Source organism: Sphingobium bisphenolivorans (assembly GCF_000412635.1).
Classification (GTDB): domain Bacteria; phylum Pseudomonadota; class Alphaproteobacteria; order Sphingomonadales; family Sphingomonadaceae; genus Sphingobium; species Sphingobium bisphenolivorans.
Genome location: NZ_ASTG01000001.1, coordinates 199,946 through 226,664, shown reverse-complemented (window position 1 = coordinate 226,664; position 26,719 = coordinate 199,946). Strand labels below are relative to the sequence as shown.

The following is a 26,719-nucleotide window of genomic DNA, read 5'->3' as shown; positions in this document are numbered from 1 at the left end:
TCAGGCGGCTCCTTCCGCCGAGGGCTGGCGCCGTCGCAGCAGCCGCAGCAGCCTTGGGATCTGCTTGGCCACCTTGGCAAAGGCATATTCGAGCGCCGCGATCGGCTGGCCGCCGGGCCGGTGCGCAATCACATGATACATCCACAGGATCAGCCCCGCGAACAGCAGGAACGGCCCCCACAGCGCGATGATCGGATCGACCTTGCCCAGCGATCCCACGCCCTGCCCATATTCATTGACCTTATGATAGGTCACGATGAAGACGATCGACAGGAAGACCCCGAGCGCGGAGGTCGATCGCTTGGGCGGAATGGCGAAGGCGAGCGCGGCGAGCGGCAGCAGCATCATCATCGCCACTTCCACCATGCGGAAATGAAAATTGGCGCGGATTTCATTGCGCAGCTTTTCCGGCGTGGCCGGATCATGGCCCATCACCGCAAGCTCCGGGATCGTCTTTTCCCGATCGACATCGCGGCCACGAAATCGCTCGATCTGCGGCAGGTCGATCGGCAGGTCGTGACTGGAGAAGGAGAGAATGCGCGGCGACTTATAGGCGGGCGCATCATTGACCAGCACGCCGTCGCGCAGGCGGAAGATGATGACGTCCGGATCGTCGGTCGCCAGGAACATGCCCTGCGCTGCGGTCACCGCCACGGTCTGACCGTTTTTCCCCTCCGCCCGCACGAAGATGCCCTGTAGGTTGCGGCCCTCATCAAGGCTGCGCTCGATCCGCAGCGTCATGCGCTTGCCCAGGTTGGTGAACTCCCCGACCTTGATCGATGCACCCAGCGCGCCGGATCGCAGTTCGAACCTAAGCGCTTCATAGGCATGGCGAGAGAGCGGCTGGACGAAGCCGACAATGCCGAAATTCAGCAGGGCGAGCGCGATCGCATACATATAGGGTACGCGCAGCAGCCGGCCGTAGGAGAGGCCGACCGCTCGCATCACGTCCAGCTCGGACGACATGGCCAGCTTGCGGAAGGCGAGCAGGATGCCCAGCATCAGCCCGATTGGGATGCCGAGCGAGAGATATTCCGGCATCATGTTCGCCAGCATCCGCCAGACGACGCTGACCGGGCCGCCCTCCGCCGCGACGAAGTCGAAGAGGCTGAGCATCTTGTCCAGCACCAGCAGCATCGCGGAGATGACCAGCGTTCCCAGCATGGGCAGCGCGATCAGACGGGCGATATATCGATCGGTGGCGGTCAGCATTTCTCTATGTGGTCGTCCCATCACCATGATTTGGCCGCAAACCCTACTCATATGAAGAAAGTAAGTTTGCGGGGCGAACAGGGGCTCGCCGTCTTGCCGGGCGGCTATAGCTTCACGGAGTTGGATGGTCATGTTGAAAGTTACAATGGGCCTTTTGCCGGTGGCGGCATTGTTCGCCGTCGCCCCGGCGCTGGCCCATGGTGCGGAAATCGGTAACGATCTCAGCCGTTGCGCCGCATCTGCGAAGGGGCCGGCGGTACTGGTCGATGTGCGCGGTTTCGCAGCCGCTACGGGCAAGGTCAGGGTGCAATCCTATCCCGCGACGCGTGGCGCCTGGTTGGCGAAGGGCGCTTGGCTCAACCGCATCGATGTGCCCGTGCGTGCCAGCAACGGCGCGATGCGCTTCTGCATGCCCGTACCGGAGGCCGGCAAATATGGCATCGCCGTGCGGCATGATCGCGACGGCAATGGCAAGACCGATATCTCACGCGATGGCGGCGGCTTTTCGAACAATCCTGCCATCAGCATCTTCAACCTGGGCAAGCCGGGCGTCGAAAAGGCGGCCTTCTATGCCGGGGCGGGCGTGACGAAGATCACCATCAACCTGAAATATATGTGATCGCCATGGTTCGCGTCGCCTTATTGTCCAATCCGAAATCCACGGGCAACCGGCAGACGCTTCCGCGCGTGCGCAGCTATTGCGCCAATAATGCCGACATTTTTCACTATGAGGTGGAGCATGTCGAACAGATCGGCCGGGCGTTGCAGACCATCGCCCGGGTCGATCCGGTCGTCATCGTCATCAATGGCGGCGACGGCACGGTGCAGGCGGCGCTGACGGAGCTTTACCAGGGCGAGCATTTCAAGGGCCGGGTGCCGCCGATTGCGGTGCTGCCGAACGGAAAGACCAATCTGATCGCACTCGATCTTGGCATCCATGGCGATCCGATCAAGGCGCTCGAAAAGATCGTCCAGATTGCGAAGGCGGGCGTCGATGACCATGTCGTGGCGCGCGAACTGATCGCCTTGTCGGACGGCAGGGCTGATTCGCGGCCGGTGCTGGGCATGTTCCTGGGCGGTGCGGGCTTGGCCGATTACATGCTCTATTGCCGCAACCAGATTTATCCGCTGGGCCTTTCCAATGGGCTCAGCCATTTCCTGACGGTCATCGCTGTGCTCGTGTCGCTGATCTTCGGCATTCGCGCCCGCTTCCTGCCGCAATCGAGCCATCCGGTGCGTATCTCGCTGATCCGTGATGGCGAACTGGCCGGCAAGTTCGCTGTCCTGATCGTGACGACATTGGAACGGTTGCTGCTGGGCGTGCAGCCGGGCGACAGCCGCCGCGGCAATATGAAGTTGATGGCCGTGGATCAGAACCTGCCCGCGCTGCTGCGGCTGTTCTGGGCCAGCGTTACCCGCCGCGTCGGCAAGGCGCAGATGCAGGGCATTCACCTGGAACAGGGCGACGTGATCCGGATCGAGGGCGACCATAGCAGCGTCATTCTGGACGGCGAATTGTTCGAGGCCAGCGAAGGCAGCCCCATCGTACTGCGTTCGACCGAGCCCGTGCCTTTCCTGCGGCTTGCGGCTTAATCGGACTCCAGCCCCAGATCGCTCATTTCATAGATCGGGCGAATCTCGATCTCGCTAGGCCCGGGCATGGGATTGGGACAGCGCTTCACCCAGGCGACCGCCTCGTCCATGTCCTTGACTTCCCAAAGCCAGAAGCCCGCCACCAGTTCGCGTGGCTGGGCGAACGGCCCGTCGATCACCGTGCGGCTGTCCCCGTCGAAGGCAATCCGCTTGCCCTTTGAGGAGGGGGCGAGGCCGTCGGCGGTGATCAGGATGCCCGCTTCGGCGAGTTCGTCATTATATTTGCCCATCGCCTCGAAGGATGCGAGCGCCTCCGCCGTCGGCTCAAAGCCCTTTTCGCTGTCTTCGGTGGCTTTCACGAGAACCATCACGCGCATCGCGTGCCTCCTTGTCTTTGCCGATGTTCCTTGACCGGCTGGACGCCATCAGGCGACGGTTACCACGCGTGCGGCACCGGTCTTGTCGAGCGGCTTCACCACCACCTTGTCTCCCATCCGGTCGAAAGCGATGTTCACCGAGGCGTTACCCACATTCAAGCCGTAGAGCGTCAACTCATCCACAAAGCGTGGCAAGGTCGGCTCGCGGAGAGATATCTCCGATTGGGCGACATCAAAGCCAAGCCCAAGGCTGGACTGGATGAGCGAGAGCGGCGCGGCCGCCGACCAGGCCTGCGGGCTGCACGCGACGGGGTAGAAGGTCGGGCCTTGCGCCCTGCGCCGGGGGAAGCCGCAGAAAAGTTCAGGGAGCCGCATCAGGTCGACATAGCTGGCCGCCGCGAACAGCCCCTCGAAAATCTGGGCTGCCTCGCGCCGATAACCGTAGCGCGAGAAGCCGGCCGCGATCAGCGCATTGTCGTGCGGCCAGATCGAGCCATTATGGTAGCTCATCGGATTGTAGCGCGCCTCGGTCGACGCGATCGTCCGCACCCCCCATCCTGAGAAGGAGGCCGGCGCCATCAGCGTGCGCACGACGGACGCGACGCGCTCCTGCTTGGCAAGGCCGGTGAAAAGCACATGGCCTGCGTTGGAGGAGCGTACCCGGCACGGGCATTTGTCTCCGTCCAGCGCCAGCACATAGGTGCCAAGCGCTTCGTCGAAGAAGGCCGCATCGAAATGATCACACAGCTGTTCCGCGCGCCGGGCGTAGAGCTCTCCCTTCTCGGCATCGCCCAACGCCGTGAAGATCGCTTCGGCGGCCTTCCATGCGCCAAAGACATAGGCCTGAACTTCAGCGAGGGCGATCGGTCCCTTGGCGATCGAGCCGTCGGCATGGAAGACCGAATCATGGCTGTCCTTCCATCCCTGGTTGACGAGTCCCTGTTCGGTGAACCGGCCATATTCGACGAAGCCGTCGCCATCGCGGTCGCCATGATTGTCGATCCAGGCGAGTGCGGCCTCCATATGCGGCCGAATCGACGCGAGGAACGCCAGGTCAGCGGTCCGCTCCAGATAGGCGCCGGCCAGCATCACGAACAGCGGCGTGGAATCGATGCTCCCATAATAATGGCGGAAGGGGACCTCGCCCAATTCCGCCATTTCGCCGTGCCGGACTTCGTGCAGGATCTTGCCCGGTTCGGCATCCGCGTCGGCATCGAAGGTGTCGGCCTGATGCGCCGCCAGATAGCCCAGCACGCCCCGGCTGATCGCCGGGTCCATCCACAATGTCTCAAGCGCCGTGATAATCGCATCGCGCCCGAAAACGGTGCTGAACCAGGGGATGCCGGCATAGGGGTAGGGGCCGTATTCAGTGTCGGTCGACAGCATGGTGATGTCGGCTACGGAGCGTCGCGTCACCTCATTGAACAGTTGGTTGGAGGACCGCACCGTCGCGGCGCGGCTGCGCGCCTGCTTCAGCGACTGCATGGATTCGCGCAGTGTCTTGAGAAAATGCTTCGACAGGTCACCGGACGGCTGCTCGATGGGTTGGCAGCAGATCAGGATGTAGAGCGTCCGGCGCTCGGCGGGAGGGACTGTCACCTCGAACCGGACATGGTTCTCGCCCAGTTCCTTGGGCGCGGGGTCGAAGCGCAGATGCGTGGCGCGCACCTTGGCATCGCGCCCCTCATAGCTCAGCAGCACGTCGGACTGACCGATGAGCGGCTCGCGCATCGTGCCGCGCCGCAGCCGGGTCATGCCCCGTATCTCGAACAGGTCCGCGAAGTCGGCGGCGAAGCCGATATCGACGGTCACGGTCCGCGCCTCCGTATCGAAGTTGCGTATCGTGATGCGCTCATGCACCGCGGCGTTCCACAGGAAGCGCGTCCGCCGCAAATGGATGAGGTCATGCTCCACCGCAACCCGGCCGTCATCCCCCGCGAAATCGGGATTGGTAAGGTCGCAGGTCAGCATCGCATTGTCGTCGCGCAGGCCAGAGCTCAGCAGGATCGGCCGCGTGCCGTTGATCGTCAGATAAAGATGGGAGAGGTGGCGCGTGTCGCGATGATACAGCCCCTCCGGACTGCCTGGCCCGGAAATGGCGTCGCCGCTATGATCGAAGACGGCGAAGCTGTCGCCATGTTTGAGCGTCCTCGGCCGGCGCTCATGCAGCGAGGCCGTCGCCGGAATGAAGAACTGGGTCTGCGCCTGCGACAAAGCTTGCCCCGGTTCGATGCCGGGAGCTTGCGGCTCCAACTGGCTGGCCGTCATGCCACCCTCCTTTATCTGTTGTCTGCCTTACCCGACGACCTGCAGTTCGGGACCTTCGCCTCGGAGACGGCGCAGCATAGCCGCCTGGGTCCGTGCGCCTGCCAAGTCATGATAAAGCTTCACATAATCCGCCGCCATCCGCTCTGCCGTGAAGCGTGCGTCAAAGGCGGCGCGCACCATGTGCCGGTCAAGCTGAGGCAGGCGGCGCACCGCATCGACAGCCTGATCCTCATCGTCCACGATGAAGCCCGACTGCCCATGATCGATGATCTCCGGCACGGACCCGCAGCGGAAGGCGATGACCGGCGTCGCGCAGGCCATCGCTTCGATCATCACCAGGCCGAAAGGCTCGGGCCAGTCGATGGGGAAGAGCAGCGCGCTCGCCTTGCCGAGAAATTCCGCTTTCTGCGCCTCGTTGATCTCCCCGACGAAATGGATGTTGGGATAGCGCTCTACCAGCGGCGCGATCTCCCGCTCCCAATAAAGCCGGTCCACCTGATCGATCTTGGCCGCGATGCGCAGCGGCATGCCAGCCGCCGCCGCGATCCGGATCGCGCGGTCGGGGCGTTTTTCGGGCGAGATGCGCCCCAGAAATGCGAGATAGCCATCGCTCGTCTGCGGCCGGCCCGGCAAAAGGTCGGCGGGCAGACCATGATAGATCGTCCCGGCCCAATTTACCGGGGGCATGGGCAGCCGCTGGTGATCGGAGATCGACACCAGGCTATGATCGGGGAAGGCGCGGTAGAAGGCGGGCAGGTCCGGCAGGTCGAGCCGCCCGTGCAGCGTCGTGACCGTGCGCCCGACGAAATCCTGCACCATCGGCATGTGCAGCAGGTCGATGTGGAAATGGAGCGCATCGAACTCATCGGCCCGGCGCCTCACCGCATCCAGCAGGATCATATGGTAAGGAATGGGATCGCGCACATCGGGGTTGAGGCGCAGCGCCGTGTCGGTAATCGGCACCAGTTCGGCACTGGTCACAGAATCCCCGCTAGCGAATAGCGTCACGTCATGGCCCTGCCGAACCAGTTCTTCGGTCAGATAGGATACGATGCGTTCCGTCCCGCCGTAGAGCCGGGGCGGCACACTTTCCGCCAGGGGTGCGATCTGGGCAATTTTCATGGCGCTATGCTCTCCTGAAATCGCCCATCTCCTTTTTCCGGTGACGGACGCACCCGTTAAAAGCACAAAGCGCGCGCTGGTTTCATATATGTTAATTTAGCAGAGCCCCGATGCCGCCCCGTTCGGCTCACCGCGAACTCGGGTTCGTGGGATGAAATTCATTCTCCATTACTTCGGACTGAAACAGTCGGAGCGCAAAGGCGCGGCATCGAAAGAGCTGGCCGCTCCCTCTGATGGAGCGGGGACGGTTACGAACGATGGAGAGTAGCTTGACCATCCTGGCGATCGATTTCGAAGCGTCATGCCTGCCCCGGCACGGCCGGTCATTCCCGATTGAAGTCGGCGTCGCGCGGAACGGCAAAGCCCAAAGCTGGTGATCCAGCCGCATGATGACTGGTCGGACTGGAACTGGACGGCCGAGGCCGAGGCGTTGCACGGCCTCACCCGGGATCAGGTCATGCGGGAGGGGCTACCAGCGGAGCAGGTGCTGGCGGAACTGATCTATGCGGCTGAGGGCTGCCGCATCGTTGCCGACAGCGTCATCGATCAATATTGGCTGCAAACATTGGCGGCGGCGGCCGGCGCGCCGGCTCCTTTCATGATCGACCATGTTTCCCTGCTGCTCGATGAATATCGGGCGGGTGAGCGGCGCATTACTGCGGCGATCGCCCATGCGAATTCGCTTTGTCCCAGGCGGCACCGTGCCGCCGGCGACGCCCTGTGGCTATCGTCCTTGCTGGACCATGTCACGAACCGGGTGGAGGCAGGGCGGCCCGCCCTGGCCTGACGCCGCATTTACATCAGCAACAGTTTGTTACCTTCGGCAAACTTCAAGGACATTTGGCAAGGCTACATCCCGCTTTCCCCTGGCGGCAGCAGGAGTTGCGGTATGTGCCCCCAAGCGAAGCCTGCTCCTCAAGCTCGATGAGCTCGCCCCTTGTCGTAATTGCGGAGAGCCAGCCGGACCTTCGCCATGAACTGCGCCTGTCGCTGGAGCAGAACGGCTTTCGCGCCCTGCCTGCAGAGACGGCCGGCGACCTGTGGAGCGTGATCGGCAGCATGCCCGTGGGCGCGCTGGTGCTCGACGTGGCGCTCCGGGGTCGACACGGGCGCGACCTCTGCCAGGAGGTGAGGGAGCGCAGCGATGTGCCGATCCTGCTGGTCGGCGCCAACAGCAGCGAGGTGGATCGGATAGTCGGACTCGAGCTTGGGGCGGACGATTATATGAACAAGCCCTATTCAGGCCGAGAGGTCGCGGCGAGACTGCGGGCGCTGCTGAGGCGCAGCCGGGCCGAGCGGATGCCTGGTGGCCAGGAACTGAGCCAAGCGCGTTTTGATGGATGGACAGTGAATCCGGCGCGGCGCGAACTTCTCGACCCGGACGGCGCGGCGGTCCGGCTGACCGCGGCGGAGTTTTCGCTCCTGCTGGTGTTCGTGGATCATCCCCGGATGGTGATCTCCCGTGCAAGGCTGATGGAGTTGGTCGGCATGCGCAGCCCGCTGCCCTCCGACCGCAGCGTCGACGTGCTGGTCAGCCGCCTGCGCAGAAAGCTCACACATGGGGAGAGAACTGCTCCCATCGTTACAGTGCGGGGCGGCGGATATATGTTCAGTGCCGGGATCAGCCGAGATCGGTAGACAGGGCTGTGGAGCGAGAGCACTGATCTATAAGTCTTTTTTCGGGTCACCTATTCCTTTGTTCACCAGACATAGTTTTTAACAAAGCCGCTGCGCCGCAGCAAAAGGCCGAACTTATCCTTCATCATCAAGCCGGTCCTCCTCGTGACCGGCAGGAACCAGAAGGAATGAGTCGCATGAACGATCTTATCGGGCGCGTCTTCAGCTTTGAGAGCCAGGTTTTCCCGAACCAGAGCGCGCTTTACAACAAGCTTGCGAGCGACGGGCAGAGCCCCAAGGCGCTGATGATCTCCTGCGCGGATTCGCGCATCGTCCCGGAACATATCATGCAGGCCGATCCGGGTGATCTGTTCGTCTGCCGTAATGCGGGCAATATCGTGCCGCCCCACGCGACGCAGAATGGCGGCGTGACCTCCACCGTCGAATATGCCGTCATGGTGCTCGGCGTGCGCGACATCATCGTGTGCGGGCACAGCGACTGCGGCGCGATGAAGGCGCTCTCCACCAATGCCGACCTGACGGCGATGCCCAATGTGGCTGCCTGGCTGCGCCACAGCCACGCCGCGCAGAAGGTCTGCCGTGAAAGCTATCCCGACGATCTGAGCGATGCGGACAAGCTGCGGAACATGGCGCTGGAGAATGTGGTGGTGCAGCTTGCCCATCTGCGCACGCATCCTTCCGTCGCTTCGGGCATCGCCCGCGGCGAGATCGCGCTGCACGGTTGGTATGTCGATATCCATGCGGGCCAGGTGCTCGGCCTGGATGGCGAAACCGGCCGCTTCCTGCCGCTGCGCGAAGGCCAGCCGCTGCCCGTCGCCCTGCCGCATGCCAAGCGCCTCGCCGCCGAAGCGGTTTACGCCCAGGCCGCGGAGTAAATCATGCTCAAGGCTTTCTCCGGCGGCACCTTCAGCCGCGACTTCACGGCGTCGATCGTTGTCTTCCTCGTCGCGATGCCCCTCTGCATGGGCATCGCCGTTGCGTCGGGCGTGCCGCCGGAAAAGGGCCTTATCACCGGCATGATCGGCGGGCTCATCGTCGGCCTGTTGGCGGGTTCGCCGTTGCAGGTCAGCGGCCCGGCGGCCGGGCTCGCGGTCATCGTCTTCGAGATCGTGCAGAAGCAGGGGCTGTCCGCCCTCGGCCCCATCCTGATCCTTGCCGGCGCCATTCAGGTGATCGCGGGGCTCTTGCGGGTGGGCGGCTGGTTCCGCGCCATTTCTCCGGCGGTGGTGCATGGGATGCTGGCCGGCATCGGCGTGCTGATCGTCGTCGGCCAGTTCCACGTCCTGTTCGATGACAAGCCGCTGTCCAGCGGGCTTGCCAACCTCATCGCCATGCCGGGGCAGGTCTTCGGCCTCACCAATCAGGACGCCGCGACGGCCTTTGCCGTGGGCCTCGTTACGATCGGCGGCATGCTGGGCTGGGAAAAGCTGCGCCCTGCATCGATGAAGCTTCTGCCCGGTGCGCTCGTCGGCGTGGTGGCGGCAACGCTGGTCGCCTTCTTCCTCGGCCTGCCGGTGGCGCGCGTGGTGGTGCCTGAGTCGATCGTGTCGGCGATCTCGCTGCCAGGCGAGGGGTTGCTGGCGCAGCTCATGAACCCGACGATCATCACCACGGCGGTCGCGATCGCCTTCATCGCCAGTGCCGAGACGCTTCTCTCTGCCGCAGCGGTGGACCGGATGCACGATGGCGTGCGCACCAACTATAACCGCGAACTGAGCGCGCAGGGCGTCGGCAATCTGCTCTGCGGCGTGGCGGGCGCGCTGCCGATGACCGGCGTGATCGTCCGCAGCTCGGCCAACGTCCAGGCCGGCGCCAAGACTCGTCTCTCGACCATCCTGCACGGCATCTGGATTCTCGGCTTCGTCGCTCTGCTGCCGTGGCTGCTGCGGGAAATCCCGATGGCGGCGCTGGCAGGCATCCTGGTCGTCACCGGCGTCCGGTTGGTCAGCGTGGATCATGTGAAGCATCTCCTCCATCGCTACGGCCCGCTGCCGGCGATCGTCTGGGCCGCCACGCTGATCTGCGTCGTCGCGACCGATCTGCTTACCGGCGTGCTGGTCGGCATCGGTCTTTCGATGCTGGAACTGCTGCCCCATGCCCGTCGCCTCCGTCTGGGCGTGGATGAAGAGAGCCGCGAGGACGCGCATGAGGTGGCGCTGCACGGTACCGCCACCTTCCTCAGCCTGCCTAAGCTCTCGGCCCGGCTGGAATCGGTGCCCGCGGGCCAGCTCGTCATCCTGAATGTCGAGCGTCTGGCGCATATCGACCATACCTGCGCCGAGATGGTGCGGGAGTGGATCGATCGGCGCCGCGGCTCCGGTGCACCCGTCGAACTGTTCGGCGCGACTGGCCGGATACGCCAGCTCGTCGCCTGAAACCCGGCATGAGCCGGTTCGGGAAGCCGTCGCGTCACCCCCCTCCGACGCGGCGGCTTTTCGCCTTTTAGGATTGTCGGCCTGCTTACACAAACTGTGGCGGAAACAGCACAGTAGGCGAGTAGCTTTTCGCAGATGCGAAAAAAACTGTTTCGTAAATTGATCCAGTTTCATATTTTGGCGTCGATCCGTTGGCACCGATAGCGATCAAAACAGACTATCGGGCGGGGCGGACGCAGGACGGAACATTCTTACGTCAAGGGGAATGTTCATGAAGTATCAGATTGCCTGTGCCGCGCTTGCGCTGCTCTCCAGCGCTCCGGCTTTCGCTCAGGAAGAGCCCGCAGGCCCCGTCACCGTTTCGGGTAGCGTCGCGCTGGTGTCCGACTATCGCTTCCGTGGCGTGTCGCAGAGCGACCGCGGCATGGCTGTTCAAGGAGGCATTACGGCCACCCACGAAAGCGGCTTCTATGTCGGCGCCTGGGGTTCGAACCTCGGCGGCTGGGGTCGATTCGGCGGCGCTAACATGGAACTCGATCTGATCGGCGGCTATTCCGCTTCGTTGGGTGAGGGCACGACCGTCGATGTCGGGCTGACTTGGTACATGTATCCCTCCGGCGCCGACAAGACGGACTTCGCAGAGCCCTATGTTAAGCTCTCGCACCAGTTCGGCCCCGTCAAGGGCCTGGTCGGCGTCGCCTATGCGCCCAAGCAGCAAGCGCTTGGAAATTGGCAGAGCAGCGCCACTAGCGGCATCGACAATCCAGGTGACAAGGAAGACAATCTCTACGTCTGGGGCGATCTCAACGCCGGCGTTCCGAATACCTCGGTCACCCTGAAGGCGCATCTGGGCTGGTCGGATGGCAATCCGGGCCTTGGTCCCAACGGCACTTCCATCGCGCCCACCGGCAAGTATCTCGACTGGCTGGTCGGTGCTGACGTCGCTGTTCCCGGCACGCCTCTGACCGTTGGCGTCGCCTATGTCGACACCGACATCGCACGCGTTGAGGAAGAATATCTCCGTCCGAACTTCATGGTCAACGATAGCAAGGACATCGGTAAGTCGATCGCGCGCAGCACGGTGGTCTTCTCCGTAACTGCAGCCTTCTGAAAACTGCGAGTTGCCGGGCCTTGTTCAAGAGGCCCGGCATCACAATCGCGAGCCGCCGTTTAGTACGGATCGCGTGACAAAATGTTTCTACCGTCGCCCTTGTCGGCCCCCACGCCAGCTTTGGTTGACCGTCGGAAGCGGCGCACTTATGCCTTCGGTCATGATCCTACCCCTTTGTGCGAACCGCACGGCATGACCGCGCCCACCATCATTTTGGTAGAGGATGATCCGCCGCTACGCACGCTGACAGCGCGCGCGCTGCAGGAGCATGGCTATCAGGTTCGTCCCGCTTCGTCGGGCCCCGAAATGTGGGTCGCATTCGAGGCAGGACCGGTCGATCTCGTCGTGCTGGACGTCATGCTGCCAGGCACCAACGGCATCGATCTTTGCCGGCAGATCCGTCGGAAGAGCGACGTCCCCATCATCTTCATCAGCGCCAAGGGCAGCGAGACGGACCGCATCGTTGGCCTTGAACTGGGCGCGGACGATTATCTGCCCAAGCCGTTCGGAACGCGGGAACTGATAGCCCGCATCCGGGCAATCCTGCGCCGCGTCGGTGTCGAGCGCGGGCCGGAAGAGCATCGCGAGAATGAAGCCCGGTTCGATGGATGGATCGTCAACTTTCCTCGCCGGGAGCTGCGTTCGCCGACCGGGGCCGTGGTCGACCTGACCGGTGCCGAGTTCGACCTGCTCGGCAGCTTCCTCAGCCACCCCCAGCGTGTGATCGCGCGTGAACGGCTGATCGAACTGTCGCGCACCCGCATGGGCGACAGTTCGGACCGCAGCATCGACGTACTGGTCAGCCGCCTGCGCCGAAAATTGTCGACGGAGGACCGGGCCGCCCCGATCACCACGGTTCGCGGCGTCGGCTATATGTTCAATGCGGAAGTCAGCCGCGCTTGAAAAAAAATGTCAGCCGCTCCGTCAGCCTTGTCGGGCGCATCTTCGCGATCCTGCTGCTGACGGTCACGCTGGAATTTGCGGTCGGCACACTGATCTATGAGCGGGCGAGCCATCTTTCGCTGCAGGATGACGAGGCCCGCCGCCTGGCCGAGCATCTGGTGATCGCCCGCAAGCTGCTGACGGAACAACCCGCCGAAGAGCGGCACGCGCTGGCGCTTCAGCTGACTACCGATCGCTACGATGTCCATTGGACACCTGCTTCGCCGCCGCCGCCGCCGCTGGCGCCGGGCCTGGAGCGGATGCGCCGGCAGATCGTGACCTGGGAACCGACGCTGGAGCAGGCGAACCTGTGGCTTCGGCTCGCCTCGCCGGGGCGCGTGTCTGAGATTAATGGCGGACTTCGCCTGGCTGACGGCAGCTGGCTCTATTTCGGTATGCGCCACAATGGGGGCAAGTGGACCTTCACCCTAGGCCGCATGGGGCTTGCCCTCATTCCCGTGCTGGCGGTGCTGATCGTCGGCGGCATCATGATCAGGCGGACGCTCGGCCCGCTGCGCGACCTCACCCGCGCGACCGAGCGCATCGGCCTGAGTGAGGAGGTGACGGTGGAGGAGGCGGGGTCGAACGACGTCCGCAACCTCATCCGCGCCTTCAATGCGATGCAGAAGCGGATTCATCGCCTCATCACCGAACGCACGGAAACGTTGGCGGCCGTCGGCCATGACCTGCGCACGCCGCTAGCCCGACTGCAATTGCGGCTGGAAAACCTGTCCGAAAGCGACGCGCGGGAGGCGATGGGCGCGGATCTGGAAGAAATGGGGGAGATGATCGACTCCCTCCTGGCCTTCCTTGGCGGGGAGAAGAATGGCGAGCCGCCCGTTCGCACCGACGTCGCCGTAATGATCGCGACCGTGGTCGATGCCTTTCAGGACCATGGCAAGGATGTGAGCTATGACGGTCCTGACCATCTGGAGATGGAAGTGCGTTCGCTCTCGCTGCGGCGGGCGGTCGGCAATCTGATCGACAATGCGCTGCATTACGGCCAGCGCGCCCGCGTCAGCCTGCTGCGCAAGGATGCCGAGGTGCTGATCCGCGTCGATGATGATGGTCCCGGCATCCCGCGCGACAAGCTGGACGAGGTGCTCAAACCCTTCGCCCGGCTGGATGAAGCGCGGCAGCGTAACACGCGCGGCCTGGGCCTCGGCCTCGCGATCGTCGCCCGCGCGGTCGAGCGGGAAGGGGGGCAGCTCATCCTTGCCAACCGGCCGGAGGGCGGGCTGCGCGCGGAAATCTGCCTGCCGGTGCCCGCTGCCCGGCAAAGACGCTGACAAAAGAGAAGCTTCGGGGGGGCAAGCAAAACTCATTTATCGCTTCGCCTGCCATCAGGTTATGCCGGCTGCATCGAGCAAGAGGCACATATGACGGCAGACGGAGTAGAGAAGGATCGGCTTCAGGGGGGCTATTGGGACCTCAACTGGCTGGTGTCCGAACTGGGAACGATACGCGCGCGCTGGCGGCAGGAGCAGAAGCATCACGCCGAATATGGCGCGGAAGCCTTCCCCTCCCGCGCGAACCTCGCGAAGATCATGTCCTCGCTTTGCGGCGCGCTGTTCCCGCTTCGCCTGGGTCCCAGCTTCGTGCGCATCCATAATGAGGACGCCTATGTCGCGGAAACGCTCCAGACGGTGCTGAGCCGTCTCTACGGGCAGATCCGGCTTGAACTGCTCTATGCCATGGCGGACGAGTCCGCCTCGGCTGTGGATGGAGAGGCGGCGCGGATCATCGGCGGGTTCGCTCAGAGCCTTCCAGGCCTTCGGCAACTTCTCGACACGGATGTCGACGCGGCGTTCCTGGGCGATCCGGCGGCGCGCAGCGTCGATGAAGTGCTGATCTGCTATCCCTCGATGCTCGCCATTATCCATCACCGGCTTGCACATCGGCTCTATGAACTCGGTGCGCCGCTGGTGGCCCGCGTCATTTCGGAGATCGCGCACTCGCTGACCGGCATCGACATCCATCCCGGCGCGAAGATCGGCCACAGCTTCTTCATCGATCATGGCACGGGCGTGGTGATCGGCGAGACGGCGATCGTCGGTGACCGCGTGCGGATCTACCAGGGCGTGACGCTGGGCGCGCGCAGCTTCCCAGCCGATGAGAAGGGGGGCCTCGCAAAGGCGCTGCCGCGTCATCCGATCATCGAGGATGATGTGGTGATCTATGCCGGGGCGACGATCCTGGGGCGGGTCATAATCGGCAGTCGTTCGATCATTGGCGGCAATGTGTGGGTGACCGACAGCGTGCCGGCCGACAGCAATGTCCGCCAGGCTAAGGCCCATTATGAGGTGACGAGCCGCGTCGAGGTGTCGGCTCCGCACCGCGTTCACGCGCTGCTGGGAGAGGATCGCGACGGCGTCGGCGAGAATATCTGAAAGCGTCCGGGTGGGCCGACCGGCCCACCCGAACTTTCCCTCACTGCGCGGGGCAGCTGTCCGCTGGCCCTGCGATCAGGTCGAGGCAACGGCCGTCAATCTCGGTACGGGGGACGGACAGGCCGATCAGCGCGGCCAGCGTCGGCATGATGTCGACCGTCTCCACACCGAGCGGCTGCTCGAAATGGGTCAGGCCCTTGCGCCAGAAGAGGATCGGCACGCGGCGATCCGTGTCCCAGGGCGAGCCATGGGTCGCGACCGAACCCATCGCCGCTTGCTCCGGAATGGACATGACGCGCGGCTTCAAGAGCAGCAGCAGATCACCCGAGCGCGCCGGATCGAAGCTGGCGCGTGCTTCCTGGATCAGGCTCCAGCTTTCCGGCGGCCCGGAAGGGGAGGGTGTCGCGGCAATCTCGGCCTTGGTGAAGACGCTCTGTACCTGCGGATGCGCGCGCAGGATGGAGAGGGCGGCTGCCTCCGCCTTCGCGCGTTGCGCGGGCGTCAGGCTGCGGTCGAGATAGAGGTCGCCCGAAGGCCCGTCGCCGAGGATCAGGGTCTTGCCGGTGATCCCCGTCCGTTTAGCCACCGCTTCCGAAAGCGCCTTGGGGGCCAAGTCCTTGTCCACGCGCTGCTCCATCGGCATCGCGTTCATGCGGTGCCGCTCGGGCAGGTCATGGCCGCCATGATCGGCGGTCAGCACCACGACATAGTCTATCCCGTCCTTGTCCAGCCGGTCGAAGAAGGCGCTCAGTTCGCGGTCGAGGCGGTCGATCTGGATGCAGCTTTCCGTGCCCTCGGTGCCGTAGCTGTGGCCGATATAATCCGTTGCCGAAAGGCCGATGGAGAGGATGTCGGTTTGCGCCTGCTTGCCGAGCGACATGCTTTCGACCGCAGCCGCGGCGAAGGCGAGCGTCATGGCGTCATTTTCCGGTGAGATACGGAAACCGTTATAGTTGCCGGCTTCCCGTACGAAGCGACCGGTGCCCACCGTTCGGTTGCCGGCCTGCACCGGGAAATTCTTTGCCGCGCATTGTTGCGGCAGTTCGAAGCCCGGGTTGGGCTGGGCTAGGCGCTGGATGAAGACCTCATTGACCTTCGCCACCAGCGGCGGTGTAGCCGTGCCCTTGTAGCTGACGAAGCCCTTTGCGCTCAGCCACCAGACTTGATCGGCGGTCGGGCCGGCCATCATGATCGCTGCGCGGTCCTTCCCCGCGATTGAAACCACGCGCGTCGCCGGGTTGGCTATCTTCATCCGGCCGCCCAGCGTCGGAACCTTAAGATGTAAAGGCGAGGCCGTATAATTGTCGCTGTCGCTGCCGGCCCGCGTTTCATCTTCCGCGCAATAGATGGTCTTGTCCGCGCGGGCGGCGCTCTGGTCGATCCAGTTGTTGGCGATGATGCCGGTGCGCGAGGGACGGCCGCCAGTCAGGATGGTGCTGTGGCCGGGGCAGGTTTCCGTGGCGGCATGGCTTTGATAGCCGCGCGGGAAGACGATGCCCTGCTCCGTCATGCGCTTTAGGCCACCGGTATAATATTGCCGATATTCGCTGAACAGGTCGGCGGAAAACTGATCGACCGCGATCGCGACGATCAGCTTGGGCGCCGCGGCTGGAGCGGCCGACGGGGGGGCGGGCGCACTCGGCTCCTGCGCCACGGCTGGCAGCGAGCAGGCAAGGAGCAGGGCGGCGGTGGCGGCTTTCTTCATGGCAGGATATTTCCTCATGCCTTGACGGCGATTGTTTGGGGACCTAGCCCGCTGACATTCAGGCGAACAGAGGCCCGATGCGGATTTTTCATGTCCTTCTGATGACAATGATGCTGATGTTTGTGCCAACGGTGGCGCAAGCACAGACAGATGTGCAAGGTGCTTTCGGCGGCGGCGCTCCGCACATCGCCGCGATCCTTGTGGCGGAAAGCGCGTCGCCCAGGCCTGGACAGGGCACTGCGATCGCCTTTTCGATGAGGCCGGAGCCGGGCTGGCACGGCTATTGGGAAAATCCCGGCGACGCCGGCCTTGGCATGACGGTCAAATGGACGCTGCCGAAGGGCGTGACCGCAGGGCCGCTTCGCTATCCGGTGCCTGAAACCCTGCTGATCGCTGGCCTGATGAACCATGTCTATGAGGGGCCTTATGGCGTTCTGGCGAAGCTGACGGTCGCCCCTGATGTGCCGGCGGGCACGCGTCTGCCTATCCGGGTGCGCGCCGACTGGCTCGCCTGCACCGACAAGGTCTGCGTTCCCGAAGGCGGTGACCTGGCGCTTGAGCTGATCGCGGGCGATGGAGCGGTGCAGCAGCCGGTGCGCGCGCAATTCGACACCTGGCGGAGTCATCTGCCGCGTCCGCTGGGCAGTCGGGCGAGCTATGCGATCGACAATGGCCGTCTTCGCCTGTCCGTGCCCTTCCCGGCGGGTGCCGATGCGGCCGACGTTCATCTTTTCCCGCTGGCCGACAAGGTGCTGCGCTACGCCGCCCCGCAGGTGGTGAGCCGCCAGGGCGACCGGCTGATGATCGAAACCGAAGCAGCGCAGGGCTTCTCCGGCGGCAAGCTTGTCGGAATCCTGCGCGCCGGCGACCATATGGGCTTCTCGATCGAGGCCGCGCCGGGCATTGTCGAGAGCCTCCCTCAATCGGGAACAGTTCGGACAGCGCTGATCGCTCTCGGCGGCGCGCTGCTGGGCGGACTTCTGCTCAACGTCATGCCCTGTGTGTTTCCGATCCTTGGACTGAAGGCAATGAAGCTCGCTCGTGCCGGCGGTGACGAGCGGGCCGTCCGCCGTGAAGCGGTGGCCTACGCGGCCGGCATCGTCCTTACCTGCCTTCTGCTTGGCGGCGCGCTGCTGGGGCTGCGAGCGGCAGGTGCGGCGGTAGGCTGGGCTTTCCAGTTGCAGGATCCACGCATCATTCTGCTGCTGCTGCTGCTGGTCACGGCGATCGCGCTCAATCTCGCAGGACTGTTCGAACTGACCGCATTCGGCGGCGGAGACAGGCTGGCCGGGAAGGCAGGTACTGCGGGCGCGTTCTGGACTGGCGTGCTGGTCGCGTTTGTCGCGACGCCCTGCACCGGGCCGTTCATGGGGGCAGCGATGGGTGCCGCGCTGGTGCTGCCCATTGCAGCAGCGCTGGCTATCTTCGCGGGGCTCGGGCTAGGGCTCGCGCTGCCGTTCCTGCTGCTGGCCTTCGTGCCGCCGTTGCGGACCCGCCTGCCCAAGCCAGGTCCGTGGATGAGCCGGTTGCAGAAAATCCTCGCCATTCCGATGCTCGTGACGGCGCTTGGGCTGCTCTGGCTGCTGGGGCAGCAGCGTGGCACGTCGGCCATGATCCTGGGCATTGTTGCGGCGACGGCGCTGGCGCTGCTCCTATTCTGGCTTGGACGGCAGCAGCGGTCCGGGCGGCGCGGCGGGCTTGCAACGGCCCTGCTGGCCATTCTCCTCTTCAGTGGAGCCGCGACCTTGCTGCCTGTCCGTGCTCCGGCGCAGTCACGGACTGCCGACACGCTGGCGTTCGATGAGGCGCGGCTCGCCAGTCTTCGCCAATCGGGCAAGCCGGTCTTCCTCTATTTCACCGCCGACTGGTGCCTCACTTGCAAAGCCAATGAAGCCGCCGCCATCGATCGCAGCGAGACGCGCGCCGCCTTCGAGAAAGGCAGCGTCACCGTGATGGTGGGCGACTGGACCAATGCCGACCCGGCGATCACCCGCTTCCTCGAAGCGCAGGGCCGCTCGGGCGTTCCGCTCTACCTCTGGTATGCACCGGGCAAGGAGGCGCAGGTCCTGCCGCAGATACTGACACCTGCAACCCTCATAGCGCTAATACCCTGATGGCGAAGATTCGTGCGGACCAACTGCTCGTCGATCGTGGTCTTGCGGAAAGCCGGGCACGCGCGCAGGCGCTCATCCTCGCGGGCCATGTGTTCCTTGGCGACCGGAAGATCGACAAGGCCGGCCAACAGATCGCCGAGGATGCCGAACTGGACGTCAGAGGCCGCGATCATCCCTGGGTGTCACGCGGCGGGATCAAGCTCGCCCATGCGCTGGATCATTTCCAGATCGATGTGGCGGGCGCGGTGGCGATCGATGTCGGCAGTTCGACCGGCGGCTTCACCGATGTGCTGCTCACCAAGGGCGCGGAACGGGTCTATGCGGTGGACAGCGGGACGAACCAGCTTGCCTGGAAGCTGCGCTCCGACCCGCGCGTCATCGTCCATGAACAGACGAGCGCCCGCATCCTCACGGCTGATCATGTGCCCGAAGCGGTGGATATCATCGTCTGCGACGCGAGCTTCATCTCGCTCGCCAAGGTGCTGGAGAGGCCGCTGACCTTCGCGCGTCCCGGCGCGAAACTGGTCGCCCTGATCAAGCCCCAGTTCGAGGCCGGCCGCGAGGAGGTGGGGAAAGGCGGCGTCGTGCGCGATCCCGTCATCCACCAGCGCGTCTGTGACGAAGCGGCGCAATGGGCGGTGTCGAAGGGCTGGCGCGTCGAAGGGATCACCACCAGCCCGATCACTGGTCCGCAAGGCAATGTGGAGTTTCTACTCTATGCAACATCTGGCGGATAATGCCGCGTCGTTCGTCCATTCCCGCAGTTACATTTAGCGACAAATGCCTCGGTTGAGTCGCTTGGAAAGTCCGGCTAATTTTCCCCATGCGTATCCTCCTGCCCTCATTTTTGGTAACGCTCACGCTCGCTGCTTGCGGTGGCGGAGAAGAGAAAAAGGCGCGCCCTGCCGCCTTGGTGGATGCCTCTCAAGTCGGGCCGCGGACCTTCACGGATGATGTCAGCGCGGTGGGCACCGCGCTCGCCAACGAACAGGTGATCCTGTCCGCGCCGGTGACGGAACGCATCACCTCGCTGAACTTCGCGGACGGCGGCTATGTCGCGCGCGGGCAGGTGATCGCAACCCTTGCGGTTGGGCAGGAAAGGGCGGAACTGGCGGCGGCACAGGCGCAATCGCGCCAAGCGCAGCAGCAGCTTGAACGCATCCAGGCGCTCAAGCAGCGCGGCTTCGCGACCACGGCCAGCCTGGATCAGCAGGTCGCACTTGCGAGCTCGGCCAAGGCCAATGCCGAACTCGCCCGTGCGTCGATCGGCGACCGCGTCATTCGGGCGCCTTTTGCCGGCTGGGTCAGCCTTCGCACCGTTTCACCTGGCGCCATCATATCGGCGGGCACGCCCATTGCCACGGTCAGCGACATCTCGCGTATCAAGCTGGACTTCACCATTCCGGAGACTCGCCTGTCGCTGATCCGGGCAGGTCAGCCGATCAAGGCGGTGTCTGCCGCCTGGCCCGACAAGCCGTTTGCCGGGACCATCGCCACCATCGACCCGGTAATCGATCCCGCCACCCGTGCAGTTCGCGTACGCGCCATCCTGCCCAATCCCGACCGGGCGCTGAAACCCGGCATGCTGCTGACCGTCAATGTCATGGCCCGGGAGCGCCGCTCGCTCGGCGTGCCGGAACTGGCGGTGATCGGCGACGGGGAGGAGCGCTTCGTCTTCATCGTGCAGGACGGCAAGGCCAAACGGGTCAAGGTCGCCACCGGCGTCCGGCAGAACGGGCTTGTGGAGGTGCTGGACGGGCTCAAGGGCGGCGAGCGGGTGGTTACGGAAGGCGTGGTCAAGCTGACGGACGGTGTGCCTGTTCGGCTGCCCGGCGAGAGGCCGGAGGCGAAGAGCGCCCAGGCGGCGCGAGCAGCCGGCTAGGATCGCGGCGATGCAGCTGTCTGATATTTCCGTCCGTCGCCCGGTCTTCGCGGCGGTTATCGCCGTGCTGCTCTGCATCGTCGGCATCGTCGGTTATCTCAGCCTGTCGATCCGGGAATATCCGGATACCGACCCGCCCATCGTCTCGGTGGAAACCGGCTATACCGGTGCGGCCGCTTCGGTGGTCGAAACGCGCATTACCCAGATCATCGAGGACTCGGTTGCGGGCGTTCAGGGTATCCGAACGATCACCTCGACCTCGCGCGACGGCACGTCGGCCATCAGCATCGAGTTCGACCCGTCGCGCGACATCGATTCTGCCGCCAACGACGTCCGCGACCGGGTGGGCGCCATTACCGAAGACTTGCCCGAAGACGCTTTGGCTCCCGAAATCCGCAAGGTGGATGCCGATGCCCGGGCGATCCTGTTCATGGTGTTCGCCCGGCCTGGTTGGACGCCGACGCAGATCGCCGACTATCTCGACCGCAATGTGATCGACCGTTTTTCGGCGATCGACGGGGTGGCGCGGGTCAATGGCGGCGGCGATGAAAGGCCGTCGACCCGGATCTGGCTGAACGCGGAGAAGCTGGCGGCCTTTGGCATCACACCGGGAGACATCGAGGCGGCGCTGCGGGCGCAGAATGTGGAACTGCCTGCCGGGCGCTTCGAATCGAAGGACCAGAACCAGACCCTTCGCGTCGAGCGGGCCTTCTCCACGCCGGAGGAGTTTGCGCAACTCGTCGTCGGGCGCGGGGCGGACGGCTATCAGGTGAAGCTGGGCGATGTCGCCCGGATCGAGCAGGGCGCTGAAAATCCCTACACCTCCTTCCGGTCCAACGGCGGCACGGGCATAGGCGTCGGCATCGTGCGCCAGTCCGGCGCCAATACGCTGGAGGTGGCGGAGAAGGCCAAGGCTCTGATCGAGGAACTGCGCCCCAATCTTCCCCCCGGCATGAAAGTCACCATCGGCTCGGATGAGTCGCTGTTCATCAGCCGGGCGATCGAGAATGTCTATGACACGCTGATCGAAGCGGCCATCCTCGTCATCCTGGTGATTTTCTTGTTCTTAGGCTCGCTGCGGGCGACGATCATCCCCTCGATCACGGTGCCGATCTGCCTGCTGGCGACATGCGCGGTGATGTGGCTGATGGGCCTTTCGATCAATCTGCTGACGCTGCTGGCGTTCGTGCTGGCGATCGGCCTGGTGGTGGATGATGCAATCGTCGTGCTGGAAAATGTCTATCACCGGATCGAGCAGGGGGAGGATCCGCTGCTCGCATCCTATCTCGGCACGCGGCAGGTGGGTTTTGCCATCATTTCCACGACGCTGGTGGTCTGCGCCGTGTTCGTGCCCGTCATGTTTCTGGCCGGGCAGACGGGGCTGTTGTTCCGCGAACTGGCGATCGCGATGATCGCTGCCATCGCCTTTTCCGGCTTCATCTCCCTGAGCCTGGCACCGATGCTCTGTTCCAAGCTGCTGCGGCATTCGGAGCGGTCGAGGCTGTCGCGCTGGGTGGACAGACATTTTTCGCGGCTGGAAAATGGCTATTCACGCCTTCTCGAGCGCGTGCTGAACCGCCCTGCCGCCGCAGTGGTGGCTGTCGGCATCTTCCTTGCCGTCGCTGTGGCCCTGTTCACCATCTTGCCAACCGAGCTCGCCCCCGCGGAGGATACGGGCGTGGTCGAGGGTCAGGTGCTCGCACCGGAAGGAACCGGCTTTGACCGGATGAAGGCCTATATGCAGAAGATCGAGAAGGATCTTCAGCCTCTGCGGGACGAGGGCCAGCTCCAGGTGCTGAACGTCCGGGCACCGGCAGGGTTCGGCGGCGGCGATGATTTCAACAGCGGCAACATTATCGCCTTTCTGCGCCCGTGGGAGGATCGCAAGGTGACGACGGCGGAAGTGGCCGACACGATCAACAAGATACTCGCCGGTCAGACCGGGGTGCGCGGCAATGTCGCGCCGCGCTCTGGCCTTGGGCGAGGGCGCGGCCTGCCGGTCAATATCGTACTGGCTGGCGCGACCTATGAGGGGCTGGTCGCCGCCCGCGACCGGATCATGGCCGCCGCGGCGGCAAACCCCGGGCTCATCAACCTCGACAGCGACTATAAGGAAACCAAGCCGCAGATGCGGATCGAGGTGGACCAGCAGCGCGCGGGCGATCTGGGTGTGTCGGCGAGCGACATCAGCCAGGCGCTGCAGACGCTTCTGGGGTCGCGACGCGTCACCACCTATGTCGATCGCGGCGAGGAATATCGCGTGCTCGTGCAGGCCGAGCGGGAGGGGCGGGAGACGCAGGCCGATCTGGAACGGATCAACGTGCGCAGCCGCACTGGTGCGCTTGTGCCCTTGTCCTCGCTCGTCACGGTGCGGGAGGTCGCGGGACCCCGCCAGCTTAATCGTTACAATAAGCTGCGCGCCGTCACGCTGTCGGCGGGGCTTGCCCCCGGCTATTCGCTGGGTGAGGCGCTTGATTTCCTGGAGGGTCAGGCGCGCCAGTCGCCGGAGGTGCTCGCCATCGGCTATCGCGGGGAAAGCCAGTCACTGCGTGAAACGGGCGGCTCGATCTGGCTGGTCTTCGGCCTTACCATCCTGATCGTCTATTTGCTGCTCGCCGCCCAATTTGAAAGCTTCGTTCATCCCGGTGTGATTATCGCCACGGTGCCGCTGGCCGTTGCGGGCGGGGTTATCGGGCTTGCGATGATGGGTGGCTCGATCAACCTCTATTCTCAGATCGGCATCGTCATGCTGGTCGGCCTCGCTGCCAAGAACGGCATCCTGATCGTCGAGTTCGCCAATCAGTTGCGCGATGAGGGGCTGGAGATCGCGCAGGCGATCCGGCAGGCCGCTACGCGCCGTCTGCGGCCGATCCTCATGACCTCGATCGCGACGGTGATCGGCGCCGTGCCGCTGGTGATCCGGGGTGGGGCAGGGGCGGCTGCCCGCCATTCGATCGGCGTGGTGGTGGTGTTCGGCGTGTCGCTCGCCACGCTGATAACGCTCTTCCTGATCCCCCTACTCTATTCGCGGGTTGCGGGACGAACCGTTTCACCGCAAACCGTGAGTCGGCGGCTTGACTCGGCTTTGAAGGATTCGCCCGACGCCGCTGAATGAAAGGTGGAGCTGCGTCGAATGCATGAAATCGCGTCCCCTGGTCAGTTGCGCCTCGCCTATCTGCGATGGGCGCTCGTCACCGTGCCGGCGATCGTCTTCCTCGGATTCCTGTCCGGCAAGCTCGCGAACAGCGGTTATGGCAATCGCTGGTTCGACGCGCTGGTAAAACCTGAGACGATGCCCCCCGGATGGGCGTTCGGCGTCGCCTGGACGATTCTCTATATCCTGATGGCGCTGGCTTTCGCGATCATCCTGCATGCCCGCGGCGCGCGGGGGCGAGGTGTCGCGATCACTGCCTTTCTGGCGCAACTGGTGCTCAACCTCGCCTGGTCGCCGCTCTTCTTCAGGGCGCATCAGGTAAGCGACGCCCTGATCCTGATCCTTGCCCTGTTCCTGCTCGTCGCGTTCACGACCCTCTTGTTCTGGCGCATCCGGCGCAGCGCGGGGCTGATGCTGATCCCCTATCTCTGCTGGCTGGCCTTCGCCTCCCACCTGAACTACGAGATCCGCCGCCTCAATCCCGAGGCGGGGAGCCTTGCAGTGCCGGCTCTGCAAACCCAGATATGAGTTTTGGCGCGAATGCGCCGATGGAAGGATAGGACATCATGCAGAGCGAAAACCGCTTTTTCGACGACCTCGCCAAGCTGGTGAATGGTGCGGCTGGCACGGTCGCGGGCATGAGCCGGGAATTTGAGACGAATGCCCGGGAAAAGGCGAAGCAGTGGATCGGCGGCATGGACTTCGTCAGCCGCGACGAATTTGATGCGCTCAAGGCCTTGGCCGCCGCGGCGCGCGAGGAAGTGGAACTGCTGAAGGCCCGGATCGACGCGCTGGAGGGACGGACCCCCGAGCCGCTCGCCAAGACCGTGCGCTCCAGCAATGCGCCGGGCACGGACGCGGAATAGCCCGTCCGGTCCCGGAAGGGCGGAGAAATTGAGCTCATTCTTCCGCAGGATCGCCTTTCGCGGCCCGTCAGCTGTTTCCGCTCACATCAAAATGATCTAAAGCGCGCAGATGATGGACAGCGACGAATTTGAACATGGCGGTCAGGAAGCCGCGCCGATCGAAATGCTGGCCGCCTATTTCGAAGCGCATGGCTGGAGTTTCGATCAGGTCGGCGAGGACGAGATCGTCGCGAGCACACAGGGGTCCTGGGCGCAATATGAGTTGCGCGGCATCTGGCGGGATGAGGACCAGGTGCTGCAGATGCTGGCAATGCCCGACATCCGCGTCACGGAGGAGAAGCGCCCGGCCATCTATGAGACGCTGGGCCTCATCAACGAGCAGCTCTGGCTCGGCCATTTCGAGCTCTGGTCATCGAGCGGGATCGTGCTTTTCCGCCATGGCGCTCTGCTGGGCGCGGGCGGCACGCTGACGCTGGATCAGGCGCAGATACTGGTGGAAACCGCGATCGACGAATGCGAGCGCTTCTACCCCGTTTTCCAGTTCGTCCTCTGGGGCGGCAAGTCGCCGACCGAAGCCATTTCGGCCAGCCTCATCGAAACGCGCGGCGAAGCCTGAGCCACGTCCATGACCGACATCTGGCCCGCCCATTTGTTCCTTGTCGGCTGCGGCAATATGGCCGGGCAGATGCTTGCCCGTTGGCTGGACTGCGGCCTCGATCCCTCCCGCGTGACCGTGCTGCGCCCGAGCGGCAGGCCGGTTGCGGATGGCGTTCAGGTGGTCACCGAATATCCGGCATCACTGGCCGCCCAGACGACGATCCTGCTGGGCATGAAGCCCTATCAATTGGCCGATATCGCCGGCTTGCTAGCGCCGCTTTGTGGTAGCCGGACACGCATCCTCTCGATCCTTGCGGGCACGCCGCTTGCCGACCTGCGCGCGCATTTTCCCGACGCGGGAGAGATTGTGCGGGCCATGCCGAACCTGCCGGTCGGGATCGGGGAGGGGGTGACCGCGCTTCATGCCGAAGCGGCGGTTCCTGCGACAAGCCGTACCGAGGTGGAGGCGCTGGTCGCGCCGCTTGGTCTGGCCGAATGGATCGCTGACGAAGCGCAATTCAACGAGGTCACGGCGCTTTCGGGGTGCGGCCCGGCCTTTCTGTTCCGCTTCATCGACGCGTTCGCGCGTGCTGGCGAGGCGATCGGCCTGCCCGCGGACAAATCGGCCCGCATGGCGATGGCGACGGTGCACGGCTCGGCCAGCATGGCCGCGAAGGCGAGCGAGAGCCCCGCTATTCTTGCCGATCGCGTTGCCAGCCCCGGCGGAATGACGCGCGAGGGCCTCAATATCCTGGACGCAAACGACCGTTTGCTGAAGCTTCTCACCGATACGCTGCTCGCCGCGCGCGACAGGGGCCAGGCGATGGCGAAGGGCCAATAGGTCCATAGCCCGGAGTTCCGCGATGTTCTCTGCCGAAACGCCGATCCTGATCCTCACCACCGGCGGCACCATCGACAAAATCTATTTCGACGCGCTGTCCGATTATCAGGTTGGGGAGACGGTGATGGCGAAGCTGCTCGACATCGCGCGCGTCAAGCGCCCTTTCAGGATCGAGGAAGTGGTCCGGAAGGATAGTCTGGACCTCAGCGATGCGGACCGGGCGCTGATCCGTGACAGGGTCGCCGCCGCCCCGGAAAGCCATATCATCATCACGCATGGCACCGACACGATGACGGAGACAGCCAAGCTGCTCGCCGCCATCCCGGAAAAGACCGTGGTGCTGGTGGGCGCTCTTGCCCCAGCACGCTTTGGCGAGAGTGACGCGAGCTTCAACCTCGGCATGGCGTTCGCCACGGTGCAGCTCGCGCAGCCGGGCGTCTACATCACGATGAGCGGATCGGTCTTCCGCGCAGACCAGGTCGTGAAGGATCGGGCATTGGGCGCCTTTGTGCGCAAGGGCTGAGGAGTAGCT

23 protein-coding genes and 1 pseudogene are annotated in these 26,719 nt (G+C 64.2%); 19 read left to right on the top strand and 5 right to left on the bottom strand.

Annotated elements, in window-relative coordinates; all coding sequences use genetic code 11:
* Positions 1–1,212, bottom strand: a complete 1,212-nt coding sequence (gene lptF, locus L858_RS0101185) for an LPS export ABC transporter permease LptF (protein WP_022681315.1) — start codon at positions 1,210–1,212, stop codon at positions 1–3.
* 124 nt (positions 1,213–1,336) lie between these two features.
* Here lptF and L858_RS0101180 point away from each other — a divergent pair, with 124 nt between their 5' ends.
* Positions 1,337–1,831 carry a DUF2141 domain-containing protein gene (locus L858_RS0101180; protein ID WP_028055668.1) on the top strand — a complete coding sequence of 165 codons (495 nt, stop codon included), beginning with the start codon at positions 1,337–1,339 and terminating at the stop codon, positions 1,829–1,831.
* Positions 1,832–1,836: 5 nt separating this feature from the next.
* Positions 1,837–2,805, top strand: coding sequence for a diacylglycerol/lipid kinase family protein (locus L858_RS0101175; protein WP_028055667.1), 969 nt, complete (start codon positions 1,837–1,839; stop codon positions 2,803–2,805).
* On the opposite strand, the gene L858_RS0101170 is transcribed toward L858_RS0101175, so the two are convergent.
* From L858_RS0101170 to L858_RS0101160, 3 genes are read right to left on the bottom strand one after another with little or no spacing between them, the layout of a single operon-like run.
* Positions 2,802–3,182, bottom strand: a complete 381-nt coding sequence (locus L858_RS0101170) for a YciI family protein (protein WP_022681312.1) — start codon at positions 3,180–3,182, stop codon at positions 2,802–2,804. The two genes, L858_RS0101175 and L858_RS0101170, sit on opposite strands and share 4 nt — an antisense overlap.
* A 48-nt stretch (positions 3,183–3,230) precedes the next feature.
* Positions 3,231–5,450, bottom strand: a complete 2,220-nt coding sequence (locus tag L858_RS0101165; RefSeq protein WP_022681311.1) for an amylo-alpha-1,6-glucosidase — start codon at positions 5,448–5,450, stop codon at positions 3,231–3,233.
* Positions 5,451–5,477: 27 nt separating this feature from the next.
* Positions 5,478–6,572, bottom strand: coding sequence for a glycosyltransferase family 4 protein (locus L858_RS0101160; protein WP_022681310.1), 1,095 nt, complete (start codon positions 6,570–6,572; stop codon positions 5,478–5,480).
* 257 nt (positions 6,573–6,829) lie between these two features.
* On the opposite strand from L858_RS0101160, the pseudogene L858_RS19350 reads away from it, so the two are divergent.
* The 8 genes and pseudogenes from L858_RS19350 to epsC all read left to right on the top strand — a co-directional run bounded on the left by L858_RS19350 (position 6,830) and on the right by epsC (position 15,028).
* Positions 6,830–7,359, top strand: a pseudogene (locus L858_RS19350) (hypothetical protein).
* A 137-nt stretch (positions 7,360–7,496) separates the two neighbouring features.
* Positions 7,497–8,210, top strand: coding sequence for a response regulator transcription factor (locus L858_RS0101150; RefSeq protein WP_022681309.1), 714 nt, complete (start codon positions 7,497–7,499; stop codon positions 8,208–8,210).
* Positions 8,211–8,386: 176 nt separating this feature from the next.
* The gene (locus L858_RS0101145) at positions 8,387–9,085 is read left to right on the top strand and encodes a carbonic anhydrase (RefSeq protein ID WP_022681308.1); all 699 of its coding nucleotides are present in this window, start codon (positions 8,387–8,389) and stop codon (positions 9,083–9,085) included.
* Between the two features lie 3 nt (positions 9,086–9,088).
* A complete protein-coding gene (locus L858_RS0101140; protein ID WP_022681307.1) occupies positions 9,089–10,585 on the top strand; it encodes a SulP family inorganic anion transporter in 1,497 nt (498 codons plus the stop codon).
* A gap of 265 nt (positions 10,586–10,850) precedes the next feature.
* Positions 10,851–11,696 (top strand): TorF family putative porin, encoded by an 846-nt coding sequence (locus tag L858_RS0101135; protein WP_022681306.1) that lies wholly within the window; start codon positions 10,851–10,853, stop codon positions 11,694–11,696.
* 192 nt (positions 11,697–11,888) lie between these two features.
* On the top strand, positions 11,889–12,599 hold the full coding sequence (locus L858_RS0101130) for a response regulator (protein ID WP_022681305.1): 711 nt from the start codon (positions 11,889–11,891) through the stop codon (positions 12,597–12,599).
* Positions 12,596–13,927 (top strand): ATP-binding protein, encoded by a 1,332-nt coding sequence (locus L858_RS0101125; protein ID WP_022681304.1) that lies wholly within the window; start codon positions 12,596–12,598, stop codon positions 13,925–13,927. Before L858_RS0101130 ends, L858_RS0101125 begins: the two co-directional genes overlap by 4 nt.
* Before the next feature lie 90 nt (positions 13,928–14,017).
* Positions 14,018–15,028 carry a serine O-acetyltransferase EpsC gene (gene epsC / locus L858_RS0101120; protein ID WP_022681303.1) on the top strand — a complete coding sequence of 337 codons (1,011 nt, stop codon included), beginning with the start codon at positions 14,018–14,020 and terminating at the stop codon, positions 15,026–15,028.
* A gap of 40 nt (positions 15,029–15,068) precedes the next feature.
* On the opposite strand, the gene L858_RS0101115 is transcribed toward epsC, so the two are convergent.
* Entirely contained in the window at positions 15,069–16,733 is a 1,665-nt protein-coding gene (locus tag L858_RS0101115; RefSeq protein ID WP_022681302.1) for an alkaline phosphatase family protein, read from the bottom strand.
* 77 nt (positions 16,734–16,810) lie between these two features.
* Between L858_RS0101115 and L858_RS0101110 the strand changes: the two genes are divergently transcribed.
* The 9 genes from L858_RS0101110 (at position 16,811) to L858_RS0101070 (ending at position 26,710) form a co-directional block, all read left to right on the top strand.
* A complete protein-coding gene (locus L858_RS0101110) occupies positions 16,811–18,847 on the top strand; it encodes a protein-disulfide reductase DsbD family protein (RefSeq protein WP_022681301.1) in 2,037 nt (678 codons plus the stop codon).
* Positions 18,847–19,584 carry a TlyA family RNA methyltransferase gene (locus tag L858_RS0101105; protein ID WP_022681300.1) on the top strand — a complete coding sequence of 246 codons (738 nt, stop codon included), beginning with the start codon at positions 18,847–18,849 and terminating at the stop codon, positions 19,582–19,584. The genes L858_RS0101110 and L858_RS0101105 overlap by 1 nt, the downstream gene beginning before the upstream one ends.
* Positions 19,585–19,670: 86 nt before the next feature.
* On the top strand, positions 19,671–20,729 hold the full coding sequence (locus L858_RS0101100; protein ID WP_028055666.1) for an efflux RND transporter periplasmic adaptor subunit: 1,059 nt from the start codon (positions 19,671–19,673) through the stop codon (positions 20,727–20,729).
* Between the two features lie 10 nt (positions 20,730–20,739).
* On the top strand, positions 20,740–23,844 hold the full coding sequence (locus L858_RS0101095) for an efflux RND transporter permease subunit (RefSeq protein WP_022681298.1): 3,105 nt from the start codon (positions 20,740–20,742) through the stop codon (positions 23,842–23,844).
* An 18-nt stretch (positions 23,845–23,862) separates the two neighbouring features.
* A complete protein-coding gene (locus L858_RS0101090) occupies positions 23,863–24,411 on the top strand; it encodes a TspO/MBR family protein (protein WP_022681297.1) in 549 nt (182 codons plus the stop codon).
* A 38-nt stretch (positions 24,412–24,449) separates the two neighbouring features.
* The gene (locus L858_RS0101085) at positions 24,450–24,749 is read left to right on the top strand and encodes an accessory factor UbiK family protein (protein ID WP_022681296.1); all 300 of its coding nucleotides are present in this window, start codon (positions 24,450–24,452) and stop codon (positions 24,747–24,749) included.
* A gap of 109 nt (positions 24,750–24,858) precedes the next feature.
* A complete protein-coding gene (locus L858_RS0101080) occupies positions 24,859–25,365 on the top strand; it encodes a type III secretion system chaperone family protein (protein WP_022681295.1) in 507 nt (168 codons plus the stop codon).
* A gap of 9 nt (positions 25,366–25,374) precedes the next feature.
* A complete protein-coding gene (locus L858_RS0101075; RefSeq protein ID WP_022681294.1) occupies positions 25,375–26,187 on the top strand; it encodes a pyrroline-5-carboxylate reductase family protein in 813 nt (270 codons plus the stop codon).
* Positions 26,188–26,209: 22 nt separating this feature from the next.
* A complete protein-coding gene (locus L858_RS0101070; RefSeq protein WP_022681293.1) occupies positions 26,210–26,710 on the top strand; it encodes an asparaginase domain-containing protein in 501 nt (166 codons plus the stop codon).
* The last annotated feature ends 9 nt before the right edge of the window (positions 26,711–26,719 follow it).

What these genes read in the sequence shown, in the direction of transcription:
- L858_RS0101110 (WP_022681301.1), top strand. Translation starts at nt 16,811, where the DNA reads ATGCGGATTTTTCATGTCCTTCTGATGACAATGATGCTGATGTTTGTG.
- lptF (WP_022681315.1), bottom strand. Translation starts at nt 1,212, where the DNA reads ATGCTGACCGCCACCGATCGATATATCGCCCGTCTGATCGCGCTGCCC.
- L858_RS0101075 (WP_022681294.1), top strand. Translation starts at nt 25,375, where the DNA reads ATGACCGACATCTGGCCCGCCCATTTGTTCCTTGTCGGCTGCGGCAAT.
- L858_RS0101080 (WP_022681295.1), top strand. Translation starts at nt 24,859, where the DNA reads ATGATGGACAGCGACGAATTTGAACATGGCGGTCAGGAAGCCGCGCCG.
- L858_RS0101145 (WP_022681308.1), top strand. Translation starts at nt 8,387, where the DNA reads ATGAACGATCTTATCGGGCGCGTCTTCAGCTTTGAGAGCCAGGTTTTC.
- L858_RS0101180 (WP_028055668.1), top strand. Translation starts at nt 1,337, where the DNA reads ATGGTCATGTTGAAAGTTACAATGGGCCTTTTGCCGGTGGCGGCATTG.
- L858_RS0101140 (WP_022681307.1), top strand. Translation starts at nt 9,089, where the DNA reads ATGCTCAAGGCTTTCTCCGGCGGCACCTTCAGCCGCGACTTCACGGCG.
- L858_RS0101165 (WP_022681311.1), bottom strand. Translation starts at nt 5,450, where the DNA reads ATGACGGCCAGCCAGTTGGAGCCGCAAGCTCCCGGCATCGAACCGGGG.
- L858_RS0101115 (WP_022681302.1), bottom strand. Translation starts at nt 16,733, where the DNA reads ATGAAGAAAGCCGCCACCGCCGCCCTGCTCCTTGCCTGCTCGCTGCCA.
- L858_RS0101150 (WP_022681309.1), top strand. Translation starts at nt 7,497, where the DNA reads ATGAGCTCGCCCCTTGTCGTAATTGCGGAGAGCCAGCCGGACCTTCGC.
- L858_RS0101090 (WP_022681297.1), top strand. Translation starts at nt 23,863, where the DNA reads ATGCATGAAATCGCGTCCCCTGGTCAGTTGCGCCTCGCCTATCTGCGA.
- L858_RS0101100 (WP_028055666.1), top strand. Translation starts at nt 19,671, where the DNA reads ATGCGTATCCTCCTGCCCTCATTTTTGGTAACGCTCACGCTCGCTGCT.
- L858_RS0101085 (WP_022681296.1), top strand. Translation starts at nt 24,450, where the DNA reads ATGCAGAGCGAAAACCGCTTTTTCGACGACCTCGCCAAGCTGGTGAAT.
- L858_RS0101095 (WP_022681298.1), top strand. Translation starts at nt 20,740, where the DNA reads ATGCAGCTGTCTGATATTTCCGTCCGTCGCCCGGTCTTCGCGGCGGTT.
- L858_RS0101135 (WP_022681306.1), top strand. Translation starts at nt 10,851, where the DNA reads ATGTTCATGAAGTATCAGATTGCCTGTGCCGCGCTTGCGCTGCTCTCC.
- L858_RS0101070 (WP_022681293.1), top strand. Translation starts at nt 26,210, where the DNA reads ATGTTCTCTGCCGAAACGCCGATCCTGATCCTCACCACCGGCGGCACC.
- L858_RS0101105 (WP_022681300.1), top strand. Translation starts at nt 18,847, where the DNA reads ATGGCGAAGATTCGTGCGGACCAACTGCTCGTCGATCGTGGTCTTGCG.
- L858_RS0101175 (WP_028055667.1), top strand. Translation starts at nt 1,837, where the DNA reads ATGGTTCGCGTCGCCTTATTGTCCAATCCGAAATCCACGGGCAACCGG.
- epsC (WP_022681303.1), top strand. Translation starts at nt 14,018, where the DNA reads ATGACGGCAGACGGAGTAGAGAAGGATCGGCTTCAGGGGGGCTATTGG.
- L858_RS0101170 (WP_022681312.1), bottom strand. Translation starts at nt 3,182, where the DNA reads ATGCGCGTGATGGTTCTCGTGAAAGCCACCGAAGACAGCGAAAAGGGC.
- L858_RS0101160 (WP_022681310.1), bottom strand. Translation starts at nt 6,572, where the DNA reads ATGAAAATTGCCCAGATCGCACCCCTGGCGGAAAGTGTGCCGCCCCGG.
- L858_RS0101130 (WP_022681305.1), top strand. Translation starts at nt 11,889, where the DNA reads ATGACCGCGCCCACCATCATTTTGGTAGAGGATGATCCGCCGCTACGC.